At 57.6% G+C, this 20348-nt stretch carries 16 protein-coding genes and 1 pseudogene; 7 read left to right on the top strand and 10 right to left on the bottom strand.

The features are described 5' to 3' along the window. Positions 1 to 54: 54 nt before the first annotated feature. Positions 55 to 969, bottom strand: coding sequence for a LysR family transcriptional regulator (locus WFN61_RS20005; RefSeq protein ID WP_313572897.1), 915 nt, complete (start codon positions 967 to 969; stop codon positions 55 to 57). A gap of 272 nt (positions 970 to 1241) precedes the next feature. Beyond that, on the bottom strand, positions 1242 to 1979 hold the full coding sequence (locus WFN61_RS20000) for an SDR family oxidoreductase (RefSeq protein ID WP_337039126.1): 738 nt from the start codon (positions 1977 to 1979) through the stop codon (positions 1242 to 1244). Positions 1980 to 2114: 135 nt separating this feature from the next. Between WFN61_RS20000 and WFN61_RS19995 the strand changes: the two genes are divergently transcribed. Both WFN61_RS19995 and WFN61_RS19985 read left to right on the top strand, forming a co-directional pair. Then, positions 2115 to 3020: a LysR family transcriptional regulator gene (locus WFN61_RS19995; RefSeq protein ID WP_313572899.1), complete on the top strand. Its 906-nt coding sequence runs from the start codon at positions 2115 to 2117 to the stop codon at positions 3018 to 3020. Between the two features lie 566 nt (positions 3021 to 3586). Beyond that, positions 3587 to 3769: pseudogene (locus WFN61_RS19985) on the top strand (PTS ascorbate transporter subunit IIC); the annotation flags it as partial. Positions 3770 to 3838: 69 nt separating this feature from the next. Here the strand turns inward: WFN61_RS19985 and WFN61_RS19980 are convergent. Continuing rightward, positions 3839 to 5449: an FAD-NAD(P)-binding protein gene (locus WFN61_RS19980; RefSeq protein WP_337039125.1), complete on the bottom strand. Its 1611-nt coding sequence runs from the start codon at positions 5447 to 5449 to the stop codon at positions 3839 to 3841. Between the two features lie 221 nt (positions 5450 to 5670). On the opposite strand from WFN61_RS19980, the gene WFN61_RS19975 reads away from it, so the two are divergent. Next, positions 5671 to 6381 carry a phage antirepressor KilAC domain-containing protein gene (locus tag WFN61_RS19975; RefSeq protein ID WP_144819313.1) on the top strand — a complete coding sequence of 237 codons (711 nt, stop codon included), beginning with the start codon at positions 5671 to 5673 and terminating at the stop codon, positions 6379 to 6381. A gap of 336 nt (positions 6382 to 6717) precedes the next feature. Next, positions 6718 to 8058 (top strand): sensor domain-containing diguanylate cyclase, encoded by a 1341-nt coding sequence (locus WFN61_RS19970; RefSeq protein ID WP_257756666.1) that lies wholly within the window; start codon positions 6718 to 6720, stop codon positions 8056 to 8058. 3 nt (positions 8059 to 8061) lie between these two features. Here WFN61_RS19970 and WFN61_RS19965 read toward each other — a convergent pair whose 3' ends face one another. Beyond that, positions 8062 to 8607: a 2-oxo-tetronate isomerase gene (locus WFN61_RS19965; protein WP_144819317.1), complete on the bottom strand. Its 546-nt coding sequence runs from the start codon at positions 8605 to 8607 to the stop codon at positions 8062 to 8064. Between the two features lie 198 nt (positions 8608 to 8805). Here WFN61_RS19965 and WFN61_RS19960 point away from each other — a divergent pair, with 198 nt between their 5' ends. Next, complete coding sequence (locus WFN61_RS19960; protein ID WP_144819319.1) at positions 8806 to 10026, top strand: diguanylate phosphodiesterase; 1221 nt, start codon at positions 8806 to 8808, stop codon at positions 10024 to 10026. Positions 10027 to 10037: 11 nt separating this feature from the next. Here the strand turns inward: WFN61_RS19960 and eutC are convergent, their stop codons facing one another. From eutC to ampH, 6 genes are all read right to left on the bottom strand, one after another. Beyond that, complete coding sequence (gene eutC, locus WFN61_RS19955) at positions 10038 to 10811, bottom strand: ethanolamine ammonia-lyase subunit EutC (RefSeq protein ID WP_144819321.1); 774 nt, start codon at positions 10809 to 10811, stop codon at positions 10038 to 10040. Beyond that, on the bottom strand, positions 10808 to 12199 hold the full coding sequence (locus WFN61_RS19950; RefSeq protein WP_312235393.1) for an ethanolamine ammonia-lyase subunit EutB: 1392 nt from the start codon (positions 12197 to 12199) through the stop codon (positions 10808 to 10810). The genes eutC and WFN61_RS19950 overlap by 4 nt, the downstream gene beginning before the upstream one ends. A 9-nt stretch (positions 12200 to 12208) precedes the next feature. Beyond that, positions 12209 to 13588, bottom strand: a complete 1380-nt coding sequence (gene eat / locus WFN61_RS19945) for an ethanolamine permease (protein WP_337039134.1) — start codon at positions 13586 to 13588, stop codon at positions 12209 to 12211. Positions 13589 to 13717: 129 nt separating this feature from the next. Further along, complete coding sequence (locus tag WFN61_RS19940; protein ID WP_312633994.1) at positions 13718 to 15427, bottom strand: lysophospholipid acyltransferase family protein; 1710 nt, start codon at positions 15425 to 15427, stop codon at positions 13718 to 13720. 112 nt (positions 15428 to 15539) lie between these two features. Continuing rightward, on the bottom strand, positions 15540 to 16514 hold the full coding sequence (hemB, locus tag WFN61_RS19935) for a porphobilinogen synthase (RefSeq protein WP_144819329.1): 975 nt from the start codon (positions 16512 to 16514) through the stop codon (positions 15540 to 15542). A 101-nt stretch (positions 16515 to 16615) separates the two neighbouring features. Then, positions 16616 to 17773 carry a D-alanyl-D-alanine-carboxypeptidase/endopeptidase AmpH gene (ampH, locus tag WFN61_RS19930; protein ID WP_312178113.1) on the bottom strand — a complete coding sequence of 386 codons (1158 nt, stop codon included), beginning with the start codon at positions 17771 to 17773 and terminating at the stop codon, positions 16616 to 16618. Between the two features lie 247 nt (positions 17774 to 18020). Between ampH and sbmA the strand changes: the two genes are divergently transcribed. Both sbmA and WFN61_RS19920 read left to right on the top strand, forming a co-directional pair. Next, on the top strand, positions 18021 to 19241 hold the full coding sequence (sbmA, locus tag WFN61_RS19925) for a peptide antibiotic transporter SbmA (RefSeq protein ID WP_144819335.1): 1221 nt from the start codon (positions 18021 to 18023) through the stop codon (positions 19239 to 19241). 14 nt (positions 19242 to 19255) lie between these two features. After that, a complete protein-coding gene (locus WFN61_RS19920; protein ID WP_337039124.1) occupies positions 19256 to 20344 on the top strand; it encodes a DUF1615 domain-containing protein in 1089 nt (362 codons plus the stop codon). The last annotated feature ends 4 nt before the right edge of the window (positions 20345 to 20348 follow it).

The following is a 20348-nucleotide window of genomic DNA, read 5'->3' as shown; positions in this document are numbered from 1 at the left end:
TTATTGCAAAAATGAACGATGTGAAGGTTTAATGAATTTTATATAAAAAGTAGATTAAAAAGGCTGTTCGAAAATCTTTTTTCTATTCTCAGATAAATAGTGCATACAGTGATTCATAAATTCTCTTATTTTCGCCGATTTTCTCACGTCGGGGTGCGCGAGCAGCCAGATATCCTCACCCACACCCTCTACTGTAGGGCTAATCCGGACTAGTTTTTCTATTTGATTGCCATGCATGCAGGGTAAGATGCCGAGACCCATCCCGCTGGCTATTGCCGAGGCCACGCTGAGCACAGAGTCACCGCGAAAGATAATATTTTGTTCCGGGATGTTTTTTTCAATCCATAAAAACGCTTTCAGCCTGGACATGGCGTAATCGAAGGAGACCCAGCGATGTTCCGCCAGCATCGCGAGGTCTAGCTGTTTATTCTGCCAGTGTTCACGTAAACCGTACACGGCCCAGCATGCTGAACCCACCTTGCGGCCAGAAAGATGCTCCGGGACATCCGTGGTGGCACGAAAAGCAATATCCGCGTCGCCATCAAATAAATTCACTGACTCATTACCTGTCGAAACCTGGAATGAAATGTGCGGATTGATGCGGATAAAAGATGCGATCAGTGGGTTAAGGTAATCCTGTAACAGGGCGTCCGAGGTGGTCACTCTTATCTCCCCGGAAAAACCACATTCGTCCTCTTTAATATTCTGCAGAACATAGCTGATATCTTCTTCAATGCGATGCCCAAGGGCAATCAGCGCCGCGCCCGCTTTCGTGGGAACATACTGTGAACGACGACGCAGGAACAGGGCCAACGACAGAGAAGACTCTATTGCACCTAGCCGACGAAACAGGGTGGAGTGATTGATGCCCAGCGCGTCAGCGGCGCGTGATAAATTGCCGTGCTCGCCAACAGAGATAACGGTTTTCAAATCATTCCAGGAGAAATCCTGTGGGGTCGTTTTCTTCATACTCTTTAAATCCAGATAGCTTATCGGCTTGTCAGCCAGAATTACAAAATGACAGGGGGAAAAGAATGAGCAATAAAAGCGGAAATTCTTCTGAGAAGCTGTAGCTGGCCCTCACTACGCCAGCCAACATATTGGCGGTCGCCAGGCATGACCAGAGCAGGGTGAAGAGGCCGATTACTCCCGTTGAAGCCGCAGGAGAAAGAGGCGCAAAACGGACAAGCATGGTTGACCTTTTTACAGCGGACAGAGAACGTCCGCATTCCATGAATGAATTACGCGAATCCGCCGTTAATGCGAATGACCTGCGAGTTGATCCAGCTGCCGTCCGGGCCTGCAAGCATCGCGACCGCGCTGGCGATCTCTTCAGGAGTGCCGATGCGTTCCAGCGGGGCCAGCTTTGCGATGGTGGCGATCTGCTCTTCGCTTTTGCCATTGAAAAAGAGTTCGGTGCCGGTCGGGCCTGGAGCCACGGCATTGACGGTAATATCGCGGCCGCGTAGCTCGTTTGCCAGGACATGCACAAGCCCTTCCACGCCGGCTTTTGACGCGATATAGGGGCCATAGGCCGGGAAGGATTTGGCGATCACACTCGTTGAGAGGGCGATAATTCTGCCGCCTTCGCAAACCGTTTCGGCGGCGTTAGCCAGCACGAGAAATGCGCCGCGCAGGTTGGTATGGATCACCCGGTCAAAGTCGTTAAGCCCGGCGGGGGTGATTTTGGTCAAGGGCATGATCCCCGCGCTGTGTACCACTACATCCAGTCGGCCGGTGACAGCTTTGGCTTCCCGGAACAGGCAGCTGACGTCCGCTTCACTGGCCACGTCCGCCTGAAGCGCTATCGCGCTACCGCCTTTCGCGACAATTGTCTGTACGGTTTGCTGGGCAGCCTCCGCATTGCCCGCGTAATTAACAATTGTGGTAAAGCCGTCATGTGCCAGACGCTCGGCAATGGCGCGGCCGATACCACGCGAGCCTCCCGTAACAAGGGCAGTTTTGTTTGCGTTATCCATCGTTCTCTCCAGGTGTGAGGGGATATCAGATCTAAACTCGTTAAGGCCGATACTAATGTTTTCTCGGAAGAGATAAATGGGTAATATTTGATAATATAATTCCATTACGATTAATAATCGCCGCCAGGATTTCAGATGGATAAGTTCGACACGTTGCTGCTTTTCACCCGTATCGTTGAGCTGGAAAGCTTCAGCCAGGCTGCGGATCAGCTAGGGATCCCCCGAGCGACGGCCAGCAATGCGATAAAAAATCTGGAGAACAATCTGGAGTGTCGTTTGCTGGAGCGGACGACCCGGCATGTGCGGGCCTCGCTGGATGGCAAGGCGTTCTATGAGCGCTGCGTTCATATTCTGTCCGAGCTGGACGATGCGGAGTCGTCTCTTCGCCATTCTGGCTTACGGCCGCAGGGGATTTTGCGTGTAAATCTTCATGGGGCGCATGCCACCCGTATCGTTCTGCCACGGATTGACGAGTTTCACGCCCGTTATCCGAACATCCGACTGGTTATCAGCAGCGGGGATCGTCTGGTCGATCTGATTCGCGAGGGCGTTGACTGCGCGGTACGTGCGGGCAGATTATTTGATTCCTCGCTGATTGCCCGCCCCTTAGCTTCCATGCCTCAGGTTATTTGTGCCAGCCCGGAGTATTTGCGTAAACACGGCCAACCAACGACCCCTGACGATCTGCTTTCTCACCAGTGCGTCAATTTCTTTTCGACCAGCCGGGGTACAAATTATCCCTTTGAACTCATTGTTAACGGTAAGGAGAAGAGCTACCCGACCAAAGGCTGGATGACGGTAAATGACGCCGAAAACTATGTGATTAGCGCACTTCGCGGGTGTGGTCTGGTGCAATTGCCTCGCTACCATGTGGCCGATGCGCTACGGAACAGGCAGCTGCAGGAAGTGTTAAGCGACTGGAAAAGCCCGCCAATGCGGCTTTCTGCCATCTATCCGCAGCATCGCCAGTTATCCCCACGCGTTCGGGTTTTTATTGACTGGCTGGTTTCTTTGTATCGGGATAGTTTTCCAGAAAGTTAAAATTTGAAGCCTGGTGTGATTATTCGTTACTGCAAGAATACACAGATGTGGTGAAAGGGCTGCCTGTATGAAGAGAATAATTATACTACCAACATCCTTCTTGTTACTTCAATCTATAACACCTCTCCGCTGACCTGAAAATATCACGATCGCTCAGAGGTTTATTCACTTAGCTAATGTGGTTAGGATGCTAATTATATTATTTGAAACCTTAAGTAGTCAGGTTGATGTCTGGTATAAATTACGTTCTCATCTTGTGCCATATTTGTGACATGGCGTCATATAATTGCGTCATTTTGCCCGCGAGCGCAGTCAGATGTAGCGGAGGTCATTGAAACGCAAGGTGCTTATGCCTGATCGCTTAAGCGCTCCCCTCCATGCCTTGCTGCTATCACTATAAAGACTGAATACCGCTAAACGCCATTCATTACCTATAGGCCTATAACTCACCCTTCATGACAATCAAGGCGGCCGCGAATCCTGCCGCAGCGGGAAAACCGCTTATTTATCATCGCGATATTCACCTTGCAGGGTGTCCCATCATCAAGAAATACCGTCTCCGTAGACTCACCAACACCACCTTCTCTGATACCGATTTCGGCGTGGTGGGGATCGTTCTCGGCAATATGGCTCAATTTATGGATAAGGGGATAATTACCCTGACCATCACCGGCATCTTTGCGCTGCTGGTTATCTATAACTTTGCGGCGAAGAAAAAAGTGCCAGTAGAAGAGGGTACGGGACAGTAAAACAGGGCCAAGAGGAGCAGAGGGATGATTCCCTCTGCTCTTTTATATGTATCCGATATACAGCAATCCCTACAACTCCAGCATCTGCAGCCAGCCTCGCGTCCGCGTCGCTGGCTGTGCTACCGCCCTTGCTATCGCCGCACCGATCTCCGCGCAGGCGGTGATGCCCTGGACGAAAGGCTGGTCGTGCATCAGGTAGGGAATTGCGCCAAAAGCAATGCGTCCGCGAACGCTGGCGGGCTCCTGGAGCGTGTAATCATCCCCGACCGTGGGTATCTCCTCTCCGGTGGCGGCAAGTTGCTTGCGCAGCGTCGGGAAAGGCAGATCGTCCGTCTTCAACGGCCTTTGTCCGCGTGCATCGATAAACACATCGTATTGATACCGCTCGCCCTCAGCGAAGATCGTCGTTTGCTGCTCGCCAATCTCCATCTCATAGTTTGAGCCAAGCGCACGCACGTTGAGGATTCCAGCCTCGCGCAGGGCCAGCAGTCGGCGAATCGACTGAGACGGCACGGCGGCATAGTTATCGATAAAGATGCGGGCGAGGCCAGCCTCGAAGCGCGCGCTGTCCTGCTCATCAAGCCAGGGAACGATAGGTTGAATAGCCTCATGCAGACGCAGAATGGTGTAGCGCCACGGCACCGTCCGTCTGTCGCGTTTGTTGCGCTCCACCTCATTCAAATTGGCTTCTGCCCAACGGAAGGGATCCTGCTCTTTACGATCGGCAAACCAGGCTGCGAAAAAGCTGTCGGCATCCAGCGTGCTGAGGGCGATCTGCTTGCTCCAGAGCGGATCCGCCAGCGTCAGCTCGTTGACCATCAGCGCAAAGACGCGATCGAGCAGCCCTTCCGACCCGGCGGCAATCTCTTTTTCAATTGCGCTCTCTGTCACCACGGATAGCGGTTCGTAGGGGATAGGGCAGTAGAAGTCCGCTTCCGGAAGGATGCCCGAGCGGGACATGAGCACCATCTGCAATGCCTTGCTATCCGCATCGAGGTCGAAGTGCAGGCGTTTATCTTCGGTCTCATAGAAAGTGCCGTGCTGGATCGCCACGGCCATCGCGGCGTCGATGCCGCTCAGAGAGGTCCCCATGATGCCGATGCTGCACGCCGGGATGCTGGCCTCCATCAGTCCGGACCAGGGGCTGGGGAAGTAGTTGCGGGTCGCGCTACTCTCTTCCGGCCAGACGTGGCCGGTGGCAACGACGGCAAGATCAAACTGCTCCGCAGCCAGGGTATCCTTACACCACAGTCGAACGCCCTCTGGCGTGGCCTCAAGGTCGGTTACCTGACAGGACTCATGCACGTCTATCTCAAAGCCCAGCTGTTTTGCCTGCACGACCAGCGCCAAAAACTGGTCGCGGAAATACTCGCCAAGCAGAATGCGCGGCAAAAACTGGCGGACATGCAGGGACGACGCCTGCACGCCGTAGCGGGCCAGATGCTCTTCACTCAGACTGCGCAGCCAGTCGATATAGGTAGAAAAAATGGGTGGGATCTCAATGCTGGCGATATTGGCCAGCATCATTTTCGAATTCTCTTCGCTGCTGTAGGGCATGCCAACGCCCGCTTCGCTGGACTGCTCATAGATAGAAATGGAGAGCGGTGTGCTGTTTTTCAGCAGGGAAAAGAGGGTATAGATACCCGTCGGTCCTGCACCAATAATCGCGATCTTTTTCATTTTTGTTCACCCGTTATTATTTTTATACCGCCAGTCCGTATGCCGATCGGGCTGCATAAAATGAGTGTAGACCACGGGTTATAAACGTGAGGCCAGGTAAGCGAAGCCGTAGCCAATACTTAACTAAAATCGCTCAAAAAAACTACTGGATATTTGAACAGGGATTAGTATAATAATCACACAACCCAGTCGGGTGCTACAGTAAGTGAGTGGTGAAGCCTATGATGATTCCATTTGAAAGCCTTAATTCTCTGGATCAATCGGCAACGATGAGTAGCCGTGAAATCGCTGCGTTGACAGGCATAACCCACGGTGAAGTAAAACGTATTGTGAAAAGCCTCGAAACGGCGCAGCGTTTATCTGAGCCGGTACGGGTGGCCATGTTTGAGCGAGATGGCGAAAGCTATCAGGAGTTTCTGCTGAACAAGCGTGACTCTCTGTTGGCCGTAGCGCGTCTGTCGCCTGGCTTTACCGCTGCCGTACTCGATCGCTGGCAGGAGCGCGAAAACAAAACAGCGCTGCCTGATTTTACCAACCCGGCAGCGGCCGCCCGCGCGTGGGCTGAACAGTACGAGCAGCGCCAGAGAGCCGAGCAGCAGCTGGCTCAGTCCGTCCCAAAGGCGGAGTTTTTTGACCGCTTCGTTGAGGTGCAGGACTCGCTGGGTTTTCGCCAGCTCTGCAAGATGCTGAAGGTGAAAGAGCCGGAGTTCCGTCAGTTCCTGCTGGAGCGCAACATCATGTACCGCGTTAACGGCACGCTGACGCCACAGCTGCATCACCAGCAGGCGGGTTATTTCACGCTGCGCTCTGGCGTCGGTGAAAACCAGCACACCTTCTCCCAGGCGCGCTTTACCGCCAAAGGGGTTAAGTGGGTGGCGGGCCTCTGGGCCGGACATATCGCCACGCAGCCAAAGGGTGCGGCAGCGGCGTAATGCAGCCAGCCCGGTTAGTAAAACGATCGATCACGATACATTCAGCAAATAAGTCGCCAGCGTAATGCTGGCGATGTTGTTTCTGCCCGCTCGCTTTTTTCCCCTTCAGTTTCCCTCTCGCTGGCTGGCTCAGGTCACATCCGGCAGCGCTTCGTTCGTCGCAGTGTATTTGTCACGTGAATATGTGATGGCACGTGGCTTATAATAACGCGCAGAAATTGTGTATTTCATCCATTAGCATTATTGTCATTGCAGAAATTGATCGTCCTCGGCTAAAGGCAGGCCCAATGTTAAGTAACCCAATCCCTTTTAGCGGGGGCAACGTTAGTATTAATCATGAATGATGATAAAAAACCATCTGACGCCAACAGTGTTGATACACAGCATCTGATTGATCTCCTTGATAATAATTCTGATTGGGTGTGGGAAGTGGATGCCCAGGGACGCTATACCTGGTCCTCTAAAGTTGTCACCAGCCTGCTGGGTGTTTCACCGGAGGAGGTGATCGGTTGCACCCCCTTTGACTTTATGCCGCCCGGCGAAGCCGAGCGCGTTGGCCGCGCGTTTTCTGAAATCGCGGCTAAACGTATTCCGTTCTCTGGATTAGTTAACCGTAACCGCCGCGCTGACGGGCGTATTGTGGTGCTCGAAACCAGCGGCGTTCCGCTGTTCGATGAGCAGGGCGAACTGCGTGGCTACCGGGGCATCGATCGCAACATCTCGACCCTGGACGAGCGGGTTATGCAGCTGGAGACGATCTACGACAAGACCCCCGTTGCGCTCTGCATGATTGACCGGCAGGGACATTTGGTGATGTCCAACAAGGCGATGGCACAGCTGATGAACCTGGACAATACACCTCCCGATGCCCCGGAAAGCCGTATTGCCGATCTGATGCCCGGCTGCTGGCAACAGTTTGAAGCCGCTTTTGCCCTTGCGGATACCGGGGTAGAGATCCCCAGCCGGGAGATTGTCTGGCACACGCGCTGCTACGATACCCATTCGGTACCGGTTCACGACGCATCCGGTAACGTCGTAGGGCTGTCGGTGACCTGGGTTGATATTACCGATCGCCGCCGTGCCGAGCAGAAGCTCGCCAGCGCCAATACGATCCTGCAACAGCATGCCCAGCATGACCATCTCACCGGGCTGTTTAACCGTCGCTATATGGATGAATGCCTCTCTAACGCCATTACTCACGCGCTGGAGGAGCGGGTTCCGCTCTCGGTGTGCCTGGCCGATATCGACTATTTCAAGCGCTATAACGATACCTACGGTCACCAGGCTGGCGATCGGTGTCTGCGTAGGGTTGCCGAGGCGCTGGTGGCAGCCCGCCGTCAGTCTGAAGACAACGTCAGCCGCTATGGGGGCGAGGAGTTTCTCGTGATCCTGCCGCGCACCGATAGTGCAGGAGCGCTGGCAATGGCGGAGAGAATGCGTCAAAGCATCAATGCGCTGCGCATCCCGCTTCCCGCCAGCCCAACCGGCTACCTGACTATCAGCATTGGGATAGCAACGCTTAACGAGCGCAGCATGGTCCGTGAAGAGCGACCGCTGCATATTATCGCCAGCGGCGTGATCAACCAGGCCGATACCGCGCTCTATGCTGCAAAACGGCGAGGCCGTAACGGCGTCGTAGCCGCAGCGGCGATGCAGCGGGGGGAAAGCACGCGCTGATGTTTACTGTTCAGCGTGGTTATCGGGCGAATAGCCCAGCCTGAAGAGCAGCATCACGATGGCGTATTTTACCGCCTGCGCCAGAACCTCGGTGCAGTCGCCCTCGAAATGCTGCAGCGACGTATAGACGTTATTGCCCGGCAGTGCCCAGCCAAACCAGACGGAGCCGGCCGGGGTGCCGTCTTCGCCGCCGTCCGGGCCGCCGTAGCCGCTAATGGAAATGCCAATATCCTCACCGGATACGTTGACTGCGCCCGTTGCCATCTCCTCCACCGTGGCTTTACTGACCGCAGTATGTTTGGCAAGTGTCTCCGGGTTCACATTTAACAGCGTCATTTTCGCTTCATCCGTAAAGGTTATAAATCCGCTGCCGAAAAAAGAAGGAGTGTCTTTCACTGCGCACAGCGTGGATCCGAGCAGGCCCCCGGTGCAGGACTCCGCCGTGGTGAGGCGTAATTTTTTGCTCGTTAAAAGATCACCCAGTTCATTTGCCAGAAAATCCAACGGTTTTTCCATGAATTGCTGGCAAAATTGTTGCTCTGTTGTCATTGTTGGCTATTCCTTCTGTGCATCATGAATGGAACAAATCTTCTTAAGTATTGCAGCAAAATGTCATGCTGGATGACTGGCGTGAAGAATGCTGATTTTTCGACGAGAAGAGGGCTGTAAGCGGGCACAGAGAAAGGCGTAAAGCCTTCACCGCAAGGTATACTCATTACGTCACCTGTCGTAAAGGATCTGAACATTATGATTTCTACCCTGATTTACCGGAGCCGCCTGAGCCCTGACTTTGATCCGTCAAAGTTAGGCGAGCTGGTGTGCGTCGCGCAGAGCCGCAATGCGGAACTGCAAATTTCCGGTATTTTACTTTTCGACGGGACCCATTTTCTTCAGGTGCTTGAAGGTCCGTTGACGCACGTGAATAGCCTGTATGCCAAAATCAATGGCGACAGTCGGCACGATAGCGTCGTCGAGCTGATGCGCGACTATGCCCCAAAGCGGCATTTTGAAAACCTTGGCATGTCGCTGTTCGATCTCCGTTATGACAGTCCACGATCGGTGCTGCGCTCGGTCATTAGTGCCGGCGCGCTTCAGTTCAAGCTTGCCTGCGACGGGCGAGTGTACAAATTTATTAAATCCTTCCTGCGCGGCAGCTGGCGGGAGCAGTATCCTGGGCGAAGCGAGCCCGATCGCTGGGCATTTGTGCCCGTGGATCCCCCCCTGGCGCAACCCCTGCCGTTCCTGTTCCCCGATCAGCCTTGCCAGTTCGCTATTCAGCCTATCGTCGAGCCGCAGCGCGGGCAGATCAGCTCCTTTGAAGCCCTGATCCGCAGCCCAAACGGTGGCTCACCTCAGGACTACTTTGCTTCCATTCCGGCGGACAAAATTCACGAGGCCGATCTCCTGTCAAAGGAGTGGGCGTTTGCCCTGGCGAAAAAAATCGGCATTGGCAACCATAAGCTCTCAATTAACCTGCTGCCGATGTCGCTGGTGAACATTCCCGGCGCGGTGGATATTCTGCTGGCGCAGATCACCCGTCACGGGCTGGTTCCCGAGCAGGTGATTGTCGAGGTGACCGAAGATGAGGTGATCTCCGGCTATGACGAGTTTACCATCGCCATTATGCAGCTCCGCTCGGCGGGCATTGGACTGGCGATCGATGACTTTGGCGCAGGTTTTGCCGGCCTGTCGCTGCTCACCAAGTTTCAGCCGGGGGAGCTAAAGATTGACCGCAGCATCGTGACCGATATTCACCTGCACGGCCCTAAGCAGGCGATCGTTAATGCCATCGTCAAATGCTGCGCCGAGCTGGAGATCAGCGTTGTAGCGGAAGGCGTCGAGAAGGTAGAGGAGTGGTGCTGGCTGGAAGCTGCCGGCATTAAGCACTTCCAGGGTTATCTGTTCGCTAAACCGGCCCTCAATGGCGTCGCACCGGTCTGCTGGCCGGTAAAGCAGGTGAAGGCATAGCGCAAGGCCATTTACCCGGCAAGGCTGGGCTTTACCCGTTCATGCAGCGCCGGGTTATCGCTCTCATCTTTCAGTTTAACGCCGGTCAGGCGGCGTAAAAAAGCCTGCTCCAGCAGCCAGGCGAGCTTAAAGGCAGCGGCCTCATGACGCAGCCCCTCCGGGCGGATGTTGGAGATGCAGTTGCGCTCCGAGTCCAGCCGGGTGCGTGTCGGCTGCCAGGTCAGGTAGACGCCGAGGCTGTCCGGGGATGATAGTCCGGGGCGTTCGCCAATCAACATAGCCACCGCTTTACTCTTCAGCGTCTCGCCAATCTCATCTCCCAGCGCCACCCGCGACTGGTGCGCCAGCACTACCGGGCCAGTGGTCAGCCCCAGCGTATGCAGATAGGGCAGCAGAGCGGTAATCAGCGCCACCGCCTGACGATGCACCGCATGGGAAGAGAGCCCGTCGCCAATGACCAGCAGCAGATCGTGGGCAGGCACCCGGCTGGCCTGTAGTGCAGCGCGGCTCTCGTCGCTCAGCCTACGTCCAAGATCTGGACGGTTGAGATAAATATGGCGGTCTGCCGCGGCGCTGTGGGCGTCCAGGGTATGCAGACCGAGGGCCGAGAGCTGCTGCGTCAGCGGCTCGCTGTCAAAAGGCTGGTGGACCGCATCGCGAGCCTGGGCATGAGCCAGACCGAAGCTGAGCACCTCCCGGGTCGGCAGGCTTGCACCGCTGCGGCCAAGGGCGATCCGGGCGTCGGTAAACTCGCGCAGTAAAGACCATGCGTCAGGATGGTTCATACGTCTACCCCCTCATGCGGAAGCACGCTCAGCAGCGGGTGGTTAGCCCCGGTGAGCCGCAGCTGGCCCGCGCTATCGATAATCTGCATTTTCGTCAGCCACTCGCCAAACTCTGGGGCATGCTTTAGTCCCAGCAGGCGACGAGCATAGAGTGCATCGTGGAATGAGGTGCTCTGGTAGTTGAGCATGATGTCGTCCGCCCCCGGTACGCCAATCAAAAAGGTCAGCCCGGCGTTGCACAGCAGCGTCAGCAGCGTGTCCATATCATCCTGATCCGCTTCCGCATGGTTGGTGTAGCAGACGTCGCAGCCAATCGGCAGGCCCATCAGCTTGCCGCAGAAGTGATCCTCCAGCCCGGCGCGGATAATCTGCTTGCCGTCATAGAGATACTCCGGGCCGATAAATCCCACTACCGTATTGACCAGCAGCGGATCGAAGTGGCGTGCGACGGCGTAGGCCCGCGCCTCGCAGGTCTGCTGATCGACGCCGTGATGGGCGTTGGCAGAGAGGCAGCTGCCCTGGCCGGTCTCAAAGTACATCACGTTATTGCCCAGCGTGCCGCGGCCAAGGCTCAATGCGGCCTCCCGGGCCTCTGCCAGCAGAGCCAAATTGATGCCGAAACCGCTGTTTGCCGCCTCGGTACCCGCTACCGACTGGAACACCAGGTCGACGGGCGCGCCGCGCTCTATCAGCGCCAGAGTGTTGGTGACGTGCGTCAGCACGCAGGACTGGGTAGGAATAGCAAAGCGGCTGATGATGTCATCCATCATATAATTGAGCCGCTCCAGCACCGGCAGGCTGTCGCTGGCCGGGTTAATGCCCACTACCGCGTCCCCTGCGCCGTAGAGCAGTCCGTCAAGCATGCTGGCGGCAATGCCTTTCAGGTCGTCGGTGGGATGATTGGGCTGCAGGCGTACGCTCAAATGGCCCGGCAGGCCGATGGTGTTGCGAAAGCGAGTGGTCACCCGGCATCGGCTGGCGGCGAGGATCAGATCCTGGTTGCGCATCAGCTTGCTGACGGCGGCGGCCATCTCGGGCGTAATGGCACGGGCAACGCGACTCAGGGTAAGGGGATCGGTGGCATCATCCAGCAGCCAGTCGCGAAAATCGCCCACCGTCAGGTGGCTGATGAGGGAGAAGGCGTCGCGATCGTGGGTATCGATAATCAGCCGGGTGACCTCATCCGCTTCGTAAGGGATCAGCGGGCTCGCCAGAATATCGCGTAGCGGCACGTCGGCCAGCGCCATCTTCGCCGCCATGCGCTCTTCGGCAGAGTCGGCGCTGATGCCCGCCAGCACATCCCCGGAGCGAGCCGGGGAGGCTTTTGCCAGCAGCGTTGTCAGACTGGCGAACCGGTAGGTGCGGTGCGCCAGAGTCGTTTTATACATGTCGCCTCCTCAGGAGAGGGCGCGCAGCTGCGGATCCAGCCCGGCACGCTCGCGAGCGGTGGCCGTACTGCGAAACCACAGGTAGCCGCCGAGCATCATGGCTGCGAAGATCAGCGCCAGCAGCGGGTTGAACCAGACCATGGCCACCAGGCAGAGTACCGCCATGCCCAGCGCAAAGGCCGGTGCATAGGGAAACAGCGGCGCTTTAAAGGGCCGAATCAGGTTCGGCTCGCTGCGGCGCAGCTTGAACAGCGCGGCCATAGAGGTGATATACATAACAATAGCGCCGAACACCGACATCGTCACGATACAGGCGGTGAGCGGCATACCGCTGATAGAGATCACCGAGTCCGAGAAGATAGCCGCAATGCCTACCACGCCGCCCGCCAGAATCGCCAGGTGCGGCGTCCGGGTCTTACGGTTCAGCGTCGCCAGGCGCGCAGGCAGATAGCCCGCCCGTGCCAGAGAGTAGATCTGCCGCGAGTAGCCCATGATGATGCCGTGGAACGATGCTACCAGGCCAAACAGCCCCAGCCAGACCAGCATATGCAGCCAGCCGCTGTTGCTACCGACGATGGTCTTCATTGCCTGCGGCAGCGGATCGTTGATGTTGGCGAGGTTACGCCAGTCGCCAACGCCGCCGGCAAAGACCATCACCCCAATCGCCAGCACGGTAAGGGTCACAATGCCGCCGCCGAGCGCACGCGGAATGGTGCGCTGAGGATCCTTCGCCTCCTCTGCCGCCATCGAGGCCCCTTCAATGGCGAGGAAAAACCAGATAGCGAAGGGAATGGCGGCAAACATGCCGGAGAGGGCGAGGCCGCTAAAATTCTCTGCGCCCGCCCAGCCGTGGGCGGTGAAGTTGCTCCACGAGAAGCCCGGCGCGACAACTCCCATAAACACCAGCAGCTCGAAGATCGCCAGCAGGGTCACGATCAATTCGAAGGTCGCCGCAATGCCGACACCGAGAATGTTCAGGGTCATAAAGATGACGTAGGCCGCGCAGGCGATCCATTTGGCATCCAGCGCTGGAAACTGCACGTTCAGGTAGGCCCCGATAGCCATCGCAATCGCCGGTGGGGCAAAGATAAACTCAATCAGGGTGGCGAACCCGGCAATAAATCCGCCGGTCGGCCCAAAGGCACGGTAGGCATAGGCAAAGGGGCCGCCCGCGTGGGGAATCGCGGTTGTCAGTTCGGTAAAGCTAAAGATAAAGGCGCAGTACATTGCCGCAATGGCCAGCGCAACGACGAGAAAACCCATCGTGCCCGCCTGCGACCAGCCGTAGCTCCAGCCAAAGTATTCGCCGGAGATCACCAGCCCAACGGCAATCCCCCAGAGACGGAAGCTGCCGAGCGTTCTTTTCAGTGTGGTTGTGGGTATCGTCATCATTTGCTGCCTCGCCGTTACACAGTTAGACGAGAGCCTGCAAAGGCGATGCCAGAAAATTAACCCCAGCCATTTCAACGATATGAGCAAAGTGCTTTAAAACCGTGCACCGCCACGCGCCACCGGGCGTTAAACACGCTCCAGATGCGCACCGATATAGCGCGCATAGCGCTGGCTTTTCAGATGGGTGAGATCCACCAGCACCAGGCCATCCACGCAGTGGTTGAAGTCCGGATCGCTACCGAAATCGATAAACTGAACGCCGCCCGGCGTACACAGCTCTGAATACTGCTTGTAGAGCGGCGGAATGCCGCAGCCCAGGTTGCCAAGCAGCGACTTCAGGCGGGTAAGATCCTCGGTGTAATCGTCGCCGGTAAACTGGGCCAGCACCTCAGGAAGCGAGGCAGGCCAGGGGCGACGGGAGGCAGCCAGCGGATGCACCGGCGGGAACCAGAGGCGGTAGAAGGCCACCAGTAGATCCCGCGCCGCCGGAGGCAGCCCGCCAGAGATCGACACCGGGCCGAAGAGGTAGCGGTACTGCGGGTAGCGCGCCAGGTATGCACCAATTCCCGACCAGAGATAGTCCAGCCCGCGACGGCCCCAGTAGCGCGGCTGAATAAAGCTGCGCCCGAGCTCAATGCCATGCTGCAAAATAGCATCCATTTTATCGTCGTAGTGGAACAGGCTGTAGCTGTACAGCCCGCCCACTCCCTGCTGCGCTACCTGCTGCGCTGTGGGCATAAAGCGGTATGCGCCGACGATCTCCAGATCCGCCTCGTCCCATAGGATCAAATGCAAATAGTCATCGTCATAGCGGTCAATATCACGCCGCTGCCCGCTGCCTTCACCCACGGCGCGAAAGGCGATCTCCCGCAGGCGGCCTAGCTCGCGCAGCACCGGAACATCCTCTTCGCCGTTGCGCTGCCAAAGGTAGATGGTCTTGCCATCCGCGGTCTGGCCCAGGCACTCTGCCTGCGCCAGGGCGCGTTTCAAGGTCAGGCGCGGCTCTGGCCGGGCGATGGCGCACTCGGTTTTAAACAGCCCCGGCAGACCTTTACCCAGACGGATAACGTGCTGGCGACACCGCTCCGCCGTCTCGCGGGCGCTGGCGTGCGGGCTATGCAGGCTCTCCCAGGGAATGCGCTGGCCGAGGGTGATAGGCAGGCTGCTGCCCTGGCGGCGAAACATCTGCTGCATCAGCAGCAGCATCGGCAGGGTAGAGGAGATTAGCGTGCTGGCGTAGAAGAGTGGGCTGTTGTGAGCGCGAATAAATACCGGCAGCAGCGGGGTATGAAACTTTGCCGCCAGCTTCACGAAGCCGCTGTGCCATGCGCTGTCGCCAATGCCGTGGCGAGTCAGGCGCGACACTTCGCCCGCTGGAAAGAAGATCAGCACGCCGCCCTGCTGGAGCTGCGTTTCCATCTGCAGCAGCGAGGATTTACGCGTGCGTCCGCCCAGGTTATCGACGGGAATAAACAGCGAGCTGAGCGGCTGAAGATGACTCAGCATCCGGTTGGTAACGACTTTGACATCCCGCCGCACGCGGGAGACGGCATGAAGCAGGGCGAGGCCATCGAGGGTGCCGGTAGGATGGTTGGCGACAATGATGAGTGGGCCATGCTCGGGGATCTGCTCAAGGTCGTGGGCGGAGAGGGTGCTGCGGATGCGAAGGTGCTCAAGGATCTGCTCAACCATATCCAGCCCCTTCAGGTGGCGATGGCGGGCGGCGAACTGCTGAAATTCCTCTTCATAGAGCAGGCGTTTTAGCAGATTGCGTTGCCAGGGGGCGGGCCTGGCCTGTGGCCAGAGGTCATCAAGAACGCTGTCGAGACTAAACATGGTGGCTCCTCCATCCGTCTTAGGCAGACAGTAGAAGGGCGAGATGGCGTTTATGTGACAGGGAGGTGAACTTTAGGGGCCCGGCAGGCAGAGCGCCACCGGGCACGGCGATTTAACGCAGGATTTTTCGTTCGGCCAGATCCAGCGCGAAGTAGCTGAAGATCAGATCCGCACCGGCGCGTTTGATCGCTCCAAGGCTTTCGAGGATCACTTTATCCTCGTCGATAGCTCCGGCCTGGGCAGCAAACTTGATCATCGCATACTCACCGCTGACCTGATACGCACCGAGAGGCAGCTCGGTACGCTCGCGGATATCGCGCAGGATGTCGAGGTACGCGCCTGCGGGCTTAACCATCAGGCAGTCTGCGCCCTGCGCTTCGTCGAGCAGCGACTCGCGGATCGCTTCCCGGCGGTTCATCGGGTTCATCTGGTAGGTTTTACGATCGCCCTTCAGCGCCGTCCCGGCTGCTTCACGGAACGGGCCGTAGAAGGAGGAGGCGAACTTGGTGGAGTAGGACATGATCGCCGTATCGGTAAAGCCCGCGGCGTCCAGCGCCTGACGGATCGCCTGCACCTGGCCGTCCATTGCGGCAGATGGCGCAATAAAATCAGCCCCGGCAGCAGCGGCAACCACCGCCTGCTTACCCAGGTTGAGCAGGGTTGCGTCGTTATCCACGCCGTGATCGCACAATACGCCGCAGTGACCGTGAGAGGTGTACTCGCAGAAACAGGTGTCGGACATCACCACCATCTCCGGTACCGCGTCCTTACAGATCCGCGACATACGCGCCACCAGGCCATCCTCTTTCCAGGCATCGCTGCCGGTAGCGTCGGTGTGGTGGGAAATACCAAACGTCATGACCGAGCGAATGCCCGCGTTGGCGAAGCGCTCGATCTCACGGGCGAGATACTTCTCCGGAATGCGCACCACGCCTGGCATGGCCTCAATGGCTTTATAGTCGTCCAGCTCTTCTTCAACAAAGATAGGCAACACGAAGTCATTGAGGCTCAGCGTTGTCTCTTCAAACATGGCACGCAGCGCGGGAGACTTGCGCAGGCGGCGCGGGCGGTTAATTAAATCGGTCATGGTATGCCTGAGGTTGGTGAATCAGGGGGCTATTATAACCCAATCAACCCCGGGGTGTTTCGCCAAAACAGGCGTTAATCACCCCGGAGGGAGGGAGAGGATCAGGAGGCCGGGACGATCTGCGGCGGGTTGCCGCTCAGCTCGCTGACCAGATCGTTAACCCCGTCGCTCATATTTTTAAAGCGGGTCAGGGGAGAGCGGGTCACCACCACAAAAACGCCGACGTTGCTTTTGGGGATCATCGCCATATAGGTAATAAACCCACCGCCGCCGCCGGTTTTTTGAATAATCCCCGGTCGGCCATCTTTCGGTGACATGTAGACCCAGCCCAGCCCCAGCGCGTCGGCTTTGCCCGGCACGTCCATACCTATCACGCGGGTGAGCTGGGTGCGCTGGTAGATCAGGGTCTGCATCCGGTCGGCCTGGTTACTGCGGGCGTAGAAGTCCGAGGAGAGGAACTGCTGCATCCAGCGCATCATATCTCCCGGCGTGGAGTAGACCCCACCGCTGCCGATTGCCGCCAGGGTGTTGTCGCAGGGGCTGGCTCCTTTCTCCGCTACCATCAGGCGGCGGCACTGATCCGGTGAGGGGGTAAAGGTGGTGTCCTTCATCCCCAGCGGGCGAGCGATCTGCTCGTCGAATAGCTGCGGGTAGGGCTTACCGGCGGCGTTGGCTAGCGCATCGGCCAGCAGGTCAAAGGCGAGGTTTGAATAGGCCGCCTGCGAGCCGGGTGCCGTTTTCAGCGTGGCGGTAGAGAGCCAGTTCCAGCGCTGATCGCGCGTCGGCCAGGTAAAGACCGAGCGTTGCGCCGCGCCGCCGGGCTGCTCGCGGGGCAGGGCGCTGGTGTGGGTCGCCAGGTTCACCAGCGTGATCGGCGCTCCCTGCCAGCTCGGCACCCGTGCGCCGGGAGGCGCATACTTGCTGAGCGGATCGTTGAGCTTCACCACGCCCTGGTCGAGCAGTTTCACCAGCATTTCGCTGGTCATCAGCTTGGAGATAGAGGCGATGCGGATCAGCGAGTCGAGCTGCGGGCGCACGTTGTTGCCCGGACGCGTTTCACCGAAGCTGCGGAACACGCGCTGGTTGCCGTCGATCGCCACCATCGCCATGCCGGTTGCGCCGCTGCCATAGAAGATATGGTTGGCATAGCGATCGACAATATCGGACGCAAATTCGGGATCGGGGGAGATCTGTGCCGCATTGGCTGATGAAAAGGTCAGGGCGCACAACAGGGTGGATAAGAGCAGGCAACGTTTCAACGACAGCATCCATCACAAAAGTTAAAGAGATAGAGGGTATTTATACTACTTACCGGTGCGATGCAAAGCCCGGAAAAGCGCTTTATTTTGCGGTCAAGCGTAACGCCGGGTAAACAGACGCTTTTTTCCTGCAACACAATGTCTTCTTTTGACATAGCGCGCTTGTGGTAATCTCACTGGCTTCGGTATTTTCATACCCATAGCGAATTAACGACACAATAAGAGTGAGCCGTCGCAGGAGTATTTCATGTTTAAATCTTTTTTCCCCAAGCCGGGGCCGTTTTTGCTCTCGGCGATCCTGTGGTCGCTGATCGCCGTCATCTTCTGGCAGGCGGGCGGCGGGGAGTGGTTAACCCGTATTTTAGGGGCGTCTAAAGAGACCCCGATAGGCGCGTCGCGCTTCTGGTCCGGCAGCTACCTGATCTTTTACGCTTACTACGCCCTGTGCGTGGCCGCGTTTGCCCTGTTCTGGTTTACTTACGCCCCGCACCGCTGGCAGCGCTGGTCGATTCTCGGCACCGCGCTGATTATCTTTGTTACCTGGTTTATGGTCGAGGTCAGCGTGGCGATTAACGCCTGGTACGCGCCGTTTTACGATCTGATCCAGCGCGCCCTCAGCGCGCCGCATAAGGTAACCATCGGCCAGTTCTACCATGAAACAGGGGTGTTCCTTGGCATCGCGATGATTGCGGTTACCGTCGCGGTGTTGAATAACTTCTTCGTTAGCCACTACGTTTTCCGCTGGCGTACGGCGATGAACGAATACTACATGGCCAACTGGCACCGCCTGCGCCATATTGAGGGTGCGGCCCAGCGTGTGCAGGAGGACACCATGCGCTTCTCCTCGACGCTGGAGGATATGGGGGTCAGCCTGCTCAACGCCATCATGAAGCTGATTGCGTTTCTGCCGATCCTTGTTGCCCTGTCGCCACACGTGCCGGAGCTGCCGATCGTTGGCCACGTTCCCTACGGGCTGGTGATCGCTGCTATCGTCTGGTCGTTGGTCGGTACCGGCCTGCTGGCAGTGGTAGGTATCAAGCTGCCGGGGCTGGAGTTTAAGAACCAGCGTGTCGAAGCGGCCTACCGTAAGGAGCTGGTCTATGGCGAGGACGATCCTGAGCGCGCCTCGCCGCCGACCGTGCGCGAGCTGTTTGGCGCGGTGCGGCGGAACTATTTCCGCCTCTACTTCCACTACATGTATTTCAACATTGCGCGCATTTTCTATCTGCAAATCGACAACGTTTTCGGCCTGTTCCTGCTGTTTCCATCGATGGTTGCCGGTACGATTACGCTCGGCCTGATGACCCAGATCACCAACGTTTTCGACCAGGTGCGCAGCTCGTTCCAGTACCTGATCAACTCATGGACCACGCTGGTGGAACTGATGTCTATCTATAAGCGTTTACGTACCTTTGAGCGTGAACTTGACGGCGAGGATGTCGTACACGCGACAACCTCACTCAGCTAATGACCGGAGCGGCTATGCAAGCATCACGCGGTTTAACCCTGCTGGCGGGCGCGATCCTCGTCGGCTGTAGCACCTCGCAACCGCCGCCGCTCAAAGAGGGCGAGAAGGCGGTGGACGTGGCGAAGCTGGTGCGGCAGAAGATCCCTGCCAGCGTCAAGGATCGTGACGCCTGGGCTGAGGATCTTGCCACCGCGTTCAAGAGCCAGTCCCTTGCGCCAACGCGGGAGAACGTCTGCTCGGTGCTGGCGGTGGCGCAGCAGGAGTCGAACTATCAGGCCGATCCTGCCGTACCGGGGCTGAACAAAATCGCCTGGCAGGAGATTGAGAAGCGCGCCGGGCGGCTGCACATTCCGGCTTTTGTGGTGCGCACCGCGCTGAAGGTTCCCTCGCCCAACGGCAAAAGCTACGCCGAGCGGCTCGATAAGGTTAAAACCGAGAAGCAGCTTAGTGCGATTTTCGACGACCTGATTAACATCGTTCCGCTGGGGCAGACGCTGTTTGGCTCTCTTAACCCTGTGCACACAGGTGGGCCGATGCAGGTCAGCATCGCCTTTGCCGAACAGCATAGCCGGGGTTATCCGTGGAAGATGGAGGGCACCGTTCGCCAGGAGGTCTTCTCCCGGCGCGGCGGTCTGTGGTTCGGGACTTACCACCTGCTTAACTACCCAGCCAGCTACAGCGAGCCGCTCTACCGCTTCGCCGACTTTAACGCTGGCTGGTACGCCAGCCGCAATGCCGCTTTCCAGAGCGCGGTCAGCAAGGCCAGCGGCGTGAAGCTGGCGCTGGACGGGGACGTCATCCTCTACGGTAGCCGTGACGCGGGCAGCACCGAACAGGCAGTGCGCAAGCTAGGGCCGCAGCTGGGCCTCAGCGACGCTGAGATCCGCGATCAGCTGGAGCAGGGCGATCGTCAGGCGTTTGAGGAGACCGAACTCTATAAAGGGGTCTATCGTTTGGCGGAGAAGAAGAGTGGGAAGACGCTACCGAGAGCGCTGCTCCCGGGAATTCAGCTTGAGAGCCCGAAGATCACCCGCAACCTGACAACAGCCTGGTTTGCGAAGCGCGTGGATGAACGTCGGGCGCGCTGTATGCAAGGGAATTAATGTA

Origin of the sequence: Pseudescherichia sp. AS216, assembly GCF_037152055.1 — a bacterium.
In the GTDB taxonomy this organism is placed as follows: Bacteria; Pseudomonadota; Gammaproteobacteria; order Enterobacterales; family Enterobacteriaceae; genus Pseudescherichia.
This window is presented reverse-complemented; position numbering and strand designations above follow the sequence as displayed.

What these genes read in the sequence shown, in the direction of transcription:
- WFN61_RS19950 (WP_312235393.1), bottom strand. Translation starts at nt 12,199, where the DNA reads ATGTATAAAACGACTCTGGCGCACCGCACCTACCGGTTCGCCAGTCTG.
- WFN61_RS20000 (WP_337039126.1), bottom strand. Translation starts at nt 1,979, where the DNA reads ATGGATAACGCAAACAAAACTGCCCTTGTTACGGGAGGCTCGCGTGGT.
- hemB (WP_144819329.1), bottom strand. Translation starts at nt 16,514, where the DNA reads ATGACCGATTTAATTAACCGCCCGCGCCGCCTGCGCAAGTCTCCCGCG.
- eutC (WP_144819321.1), bottom strand. Translation starts at nt 10,811, where the DNA reads ATGAACCATCCTGACGCATGGTCTTTACTGCGCGAGTTTACCGACGCC.
- WFN61_RS19980 (WP_337039125.1), bottom strand. Translation starts at nt 5,449, where the DNA reads ATGAAAAAGATCGCGATTATTGGTGCAGGACCGACGGGTATCTATACC.
- WFN61_RS19940 (WP_312633994.1), bottom strand. Translation starts at nt 15,427, where the DNA reads ATGTTTAGTCTCGACAGCGTTCTTGATGACCTCTGGCCACAGGCCAGG.
- WFN61_RS19970 (WP_257756666.1), top strand. Translation starts at nt 6,718, where the DNA reads ATGAATGATGATAAAAAACCATCTGACGCCAACAGTGTTGATACACAG.
- sbmA (WP_144819335.1), top strand. Translation starts at nt 18,021, where the DNA reads ATGTTTAAATCTTTTTTCCCCAAGCCGGGGCCGTTTTTGCTCTCGGCG.
- WFN61_RS19960 (WP_144819319.1), top strand. Translation starts at nt 8,806, where the DNA reads ATGATTTCTACCCTGATTTACCGGAGCCGCCTGAGCCCTGACTTTGAT.
- eat (WP_337039134.1), bottom strand. Translation starts at nt 13,588, where the DNA reads ATGACGATACCCACAACCACACTGAAAAGAACGCTCGGCAGCTTCCGT.
- WFN61_RS20005 (WP_313572897.1), bottom strand. Translation starts at nt 969, where the DNA reads ATGAAGAAAACGACCCCACAGGATTTCTCCTGGAATGATTTGAAAACC.
- WFN61_RS19965 (WP_144819317.1), bottom strand. Translation starts at nt 8,607, where the DNA reads ATGACAACAGAGCAACAATTTTGCCAGCAATTCATGGAAAAACCGTTG.
- WFN61_RS19975 (WP_144819313.1), top strand. Translation starts at nt 5,671, where the DNA reads ATGATGATTCCATTTGAAAGCCTTAATTCTCTGGATCAATCGGCAACG.
- WFN61_RS19995 (WP_313572899.1), top strand. Translation starts at nt 2,115, where the DNA reads ATGGATAAGTTCGACACGTTGCTGCTTTTCACCCGTATCGTTGAGCTG.
- WFN61_RS19920 (WP_337039124.1), top strand. Translation starts at nt 19,256, where the DNA reads ATGCAAGCATCACGCGGTTTAACCCTGCTGGCGGGCGCGATCCTCGTC.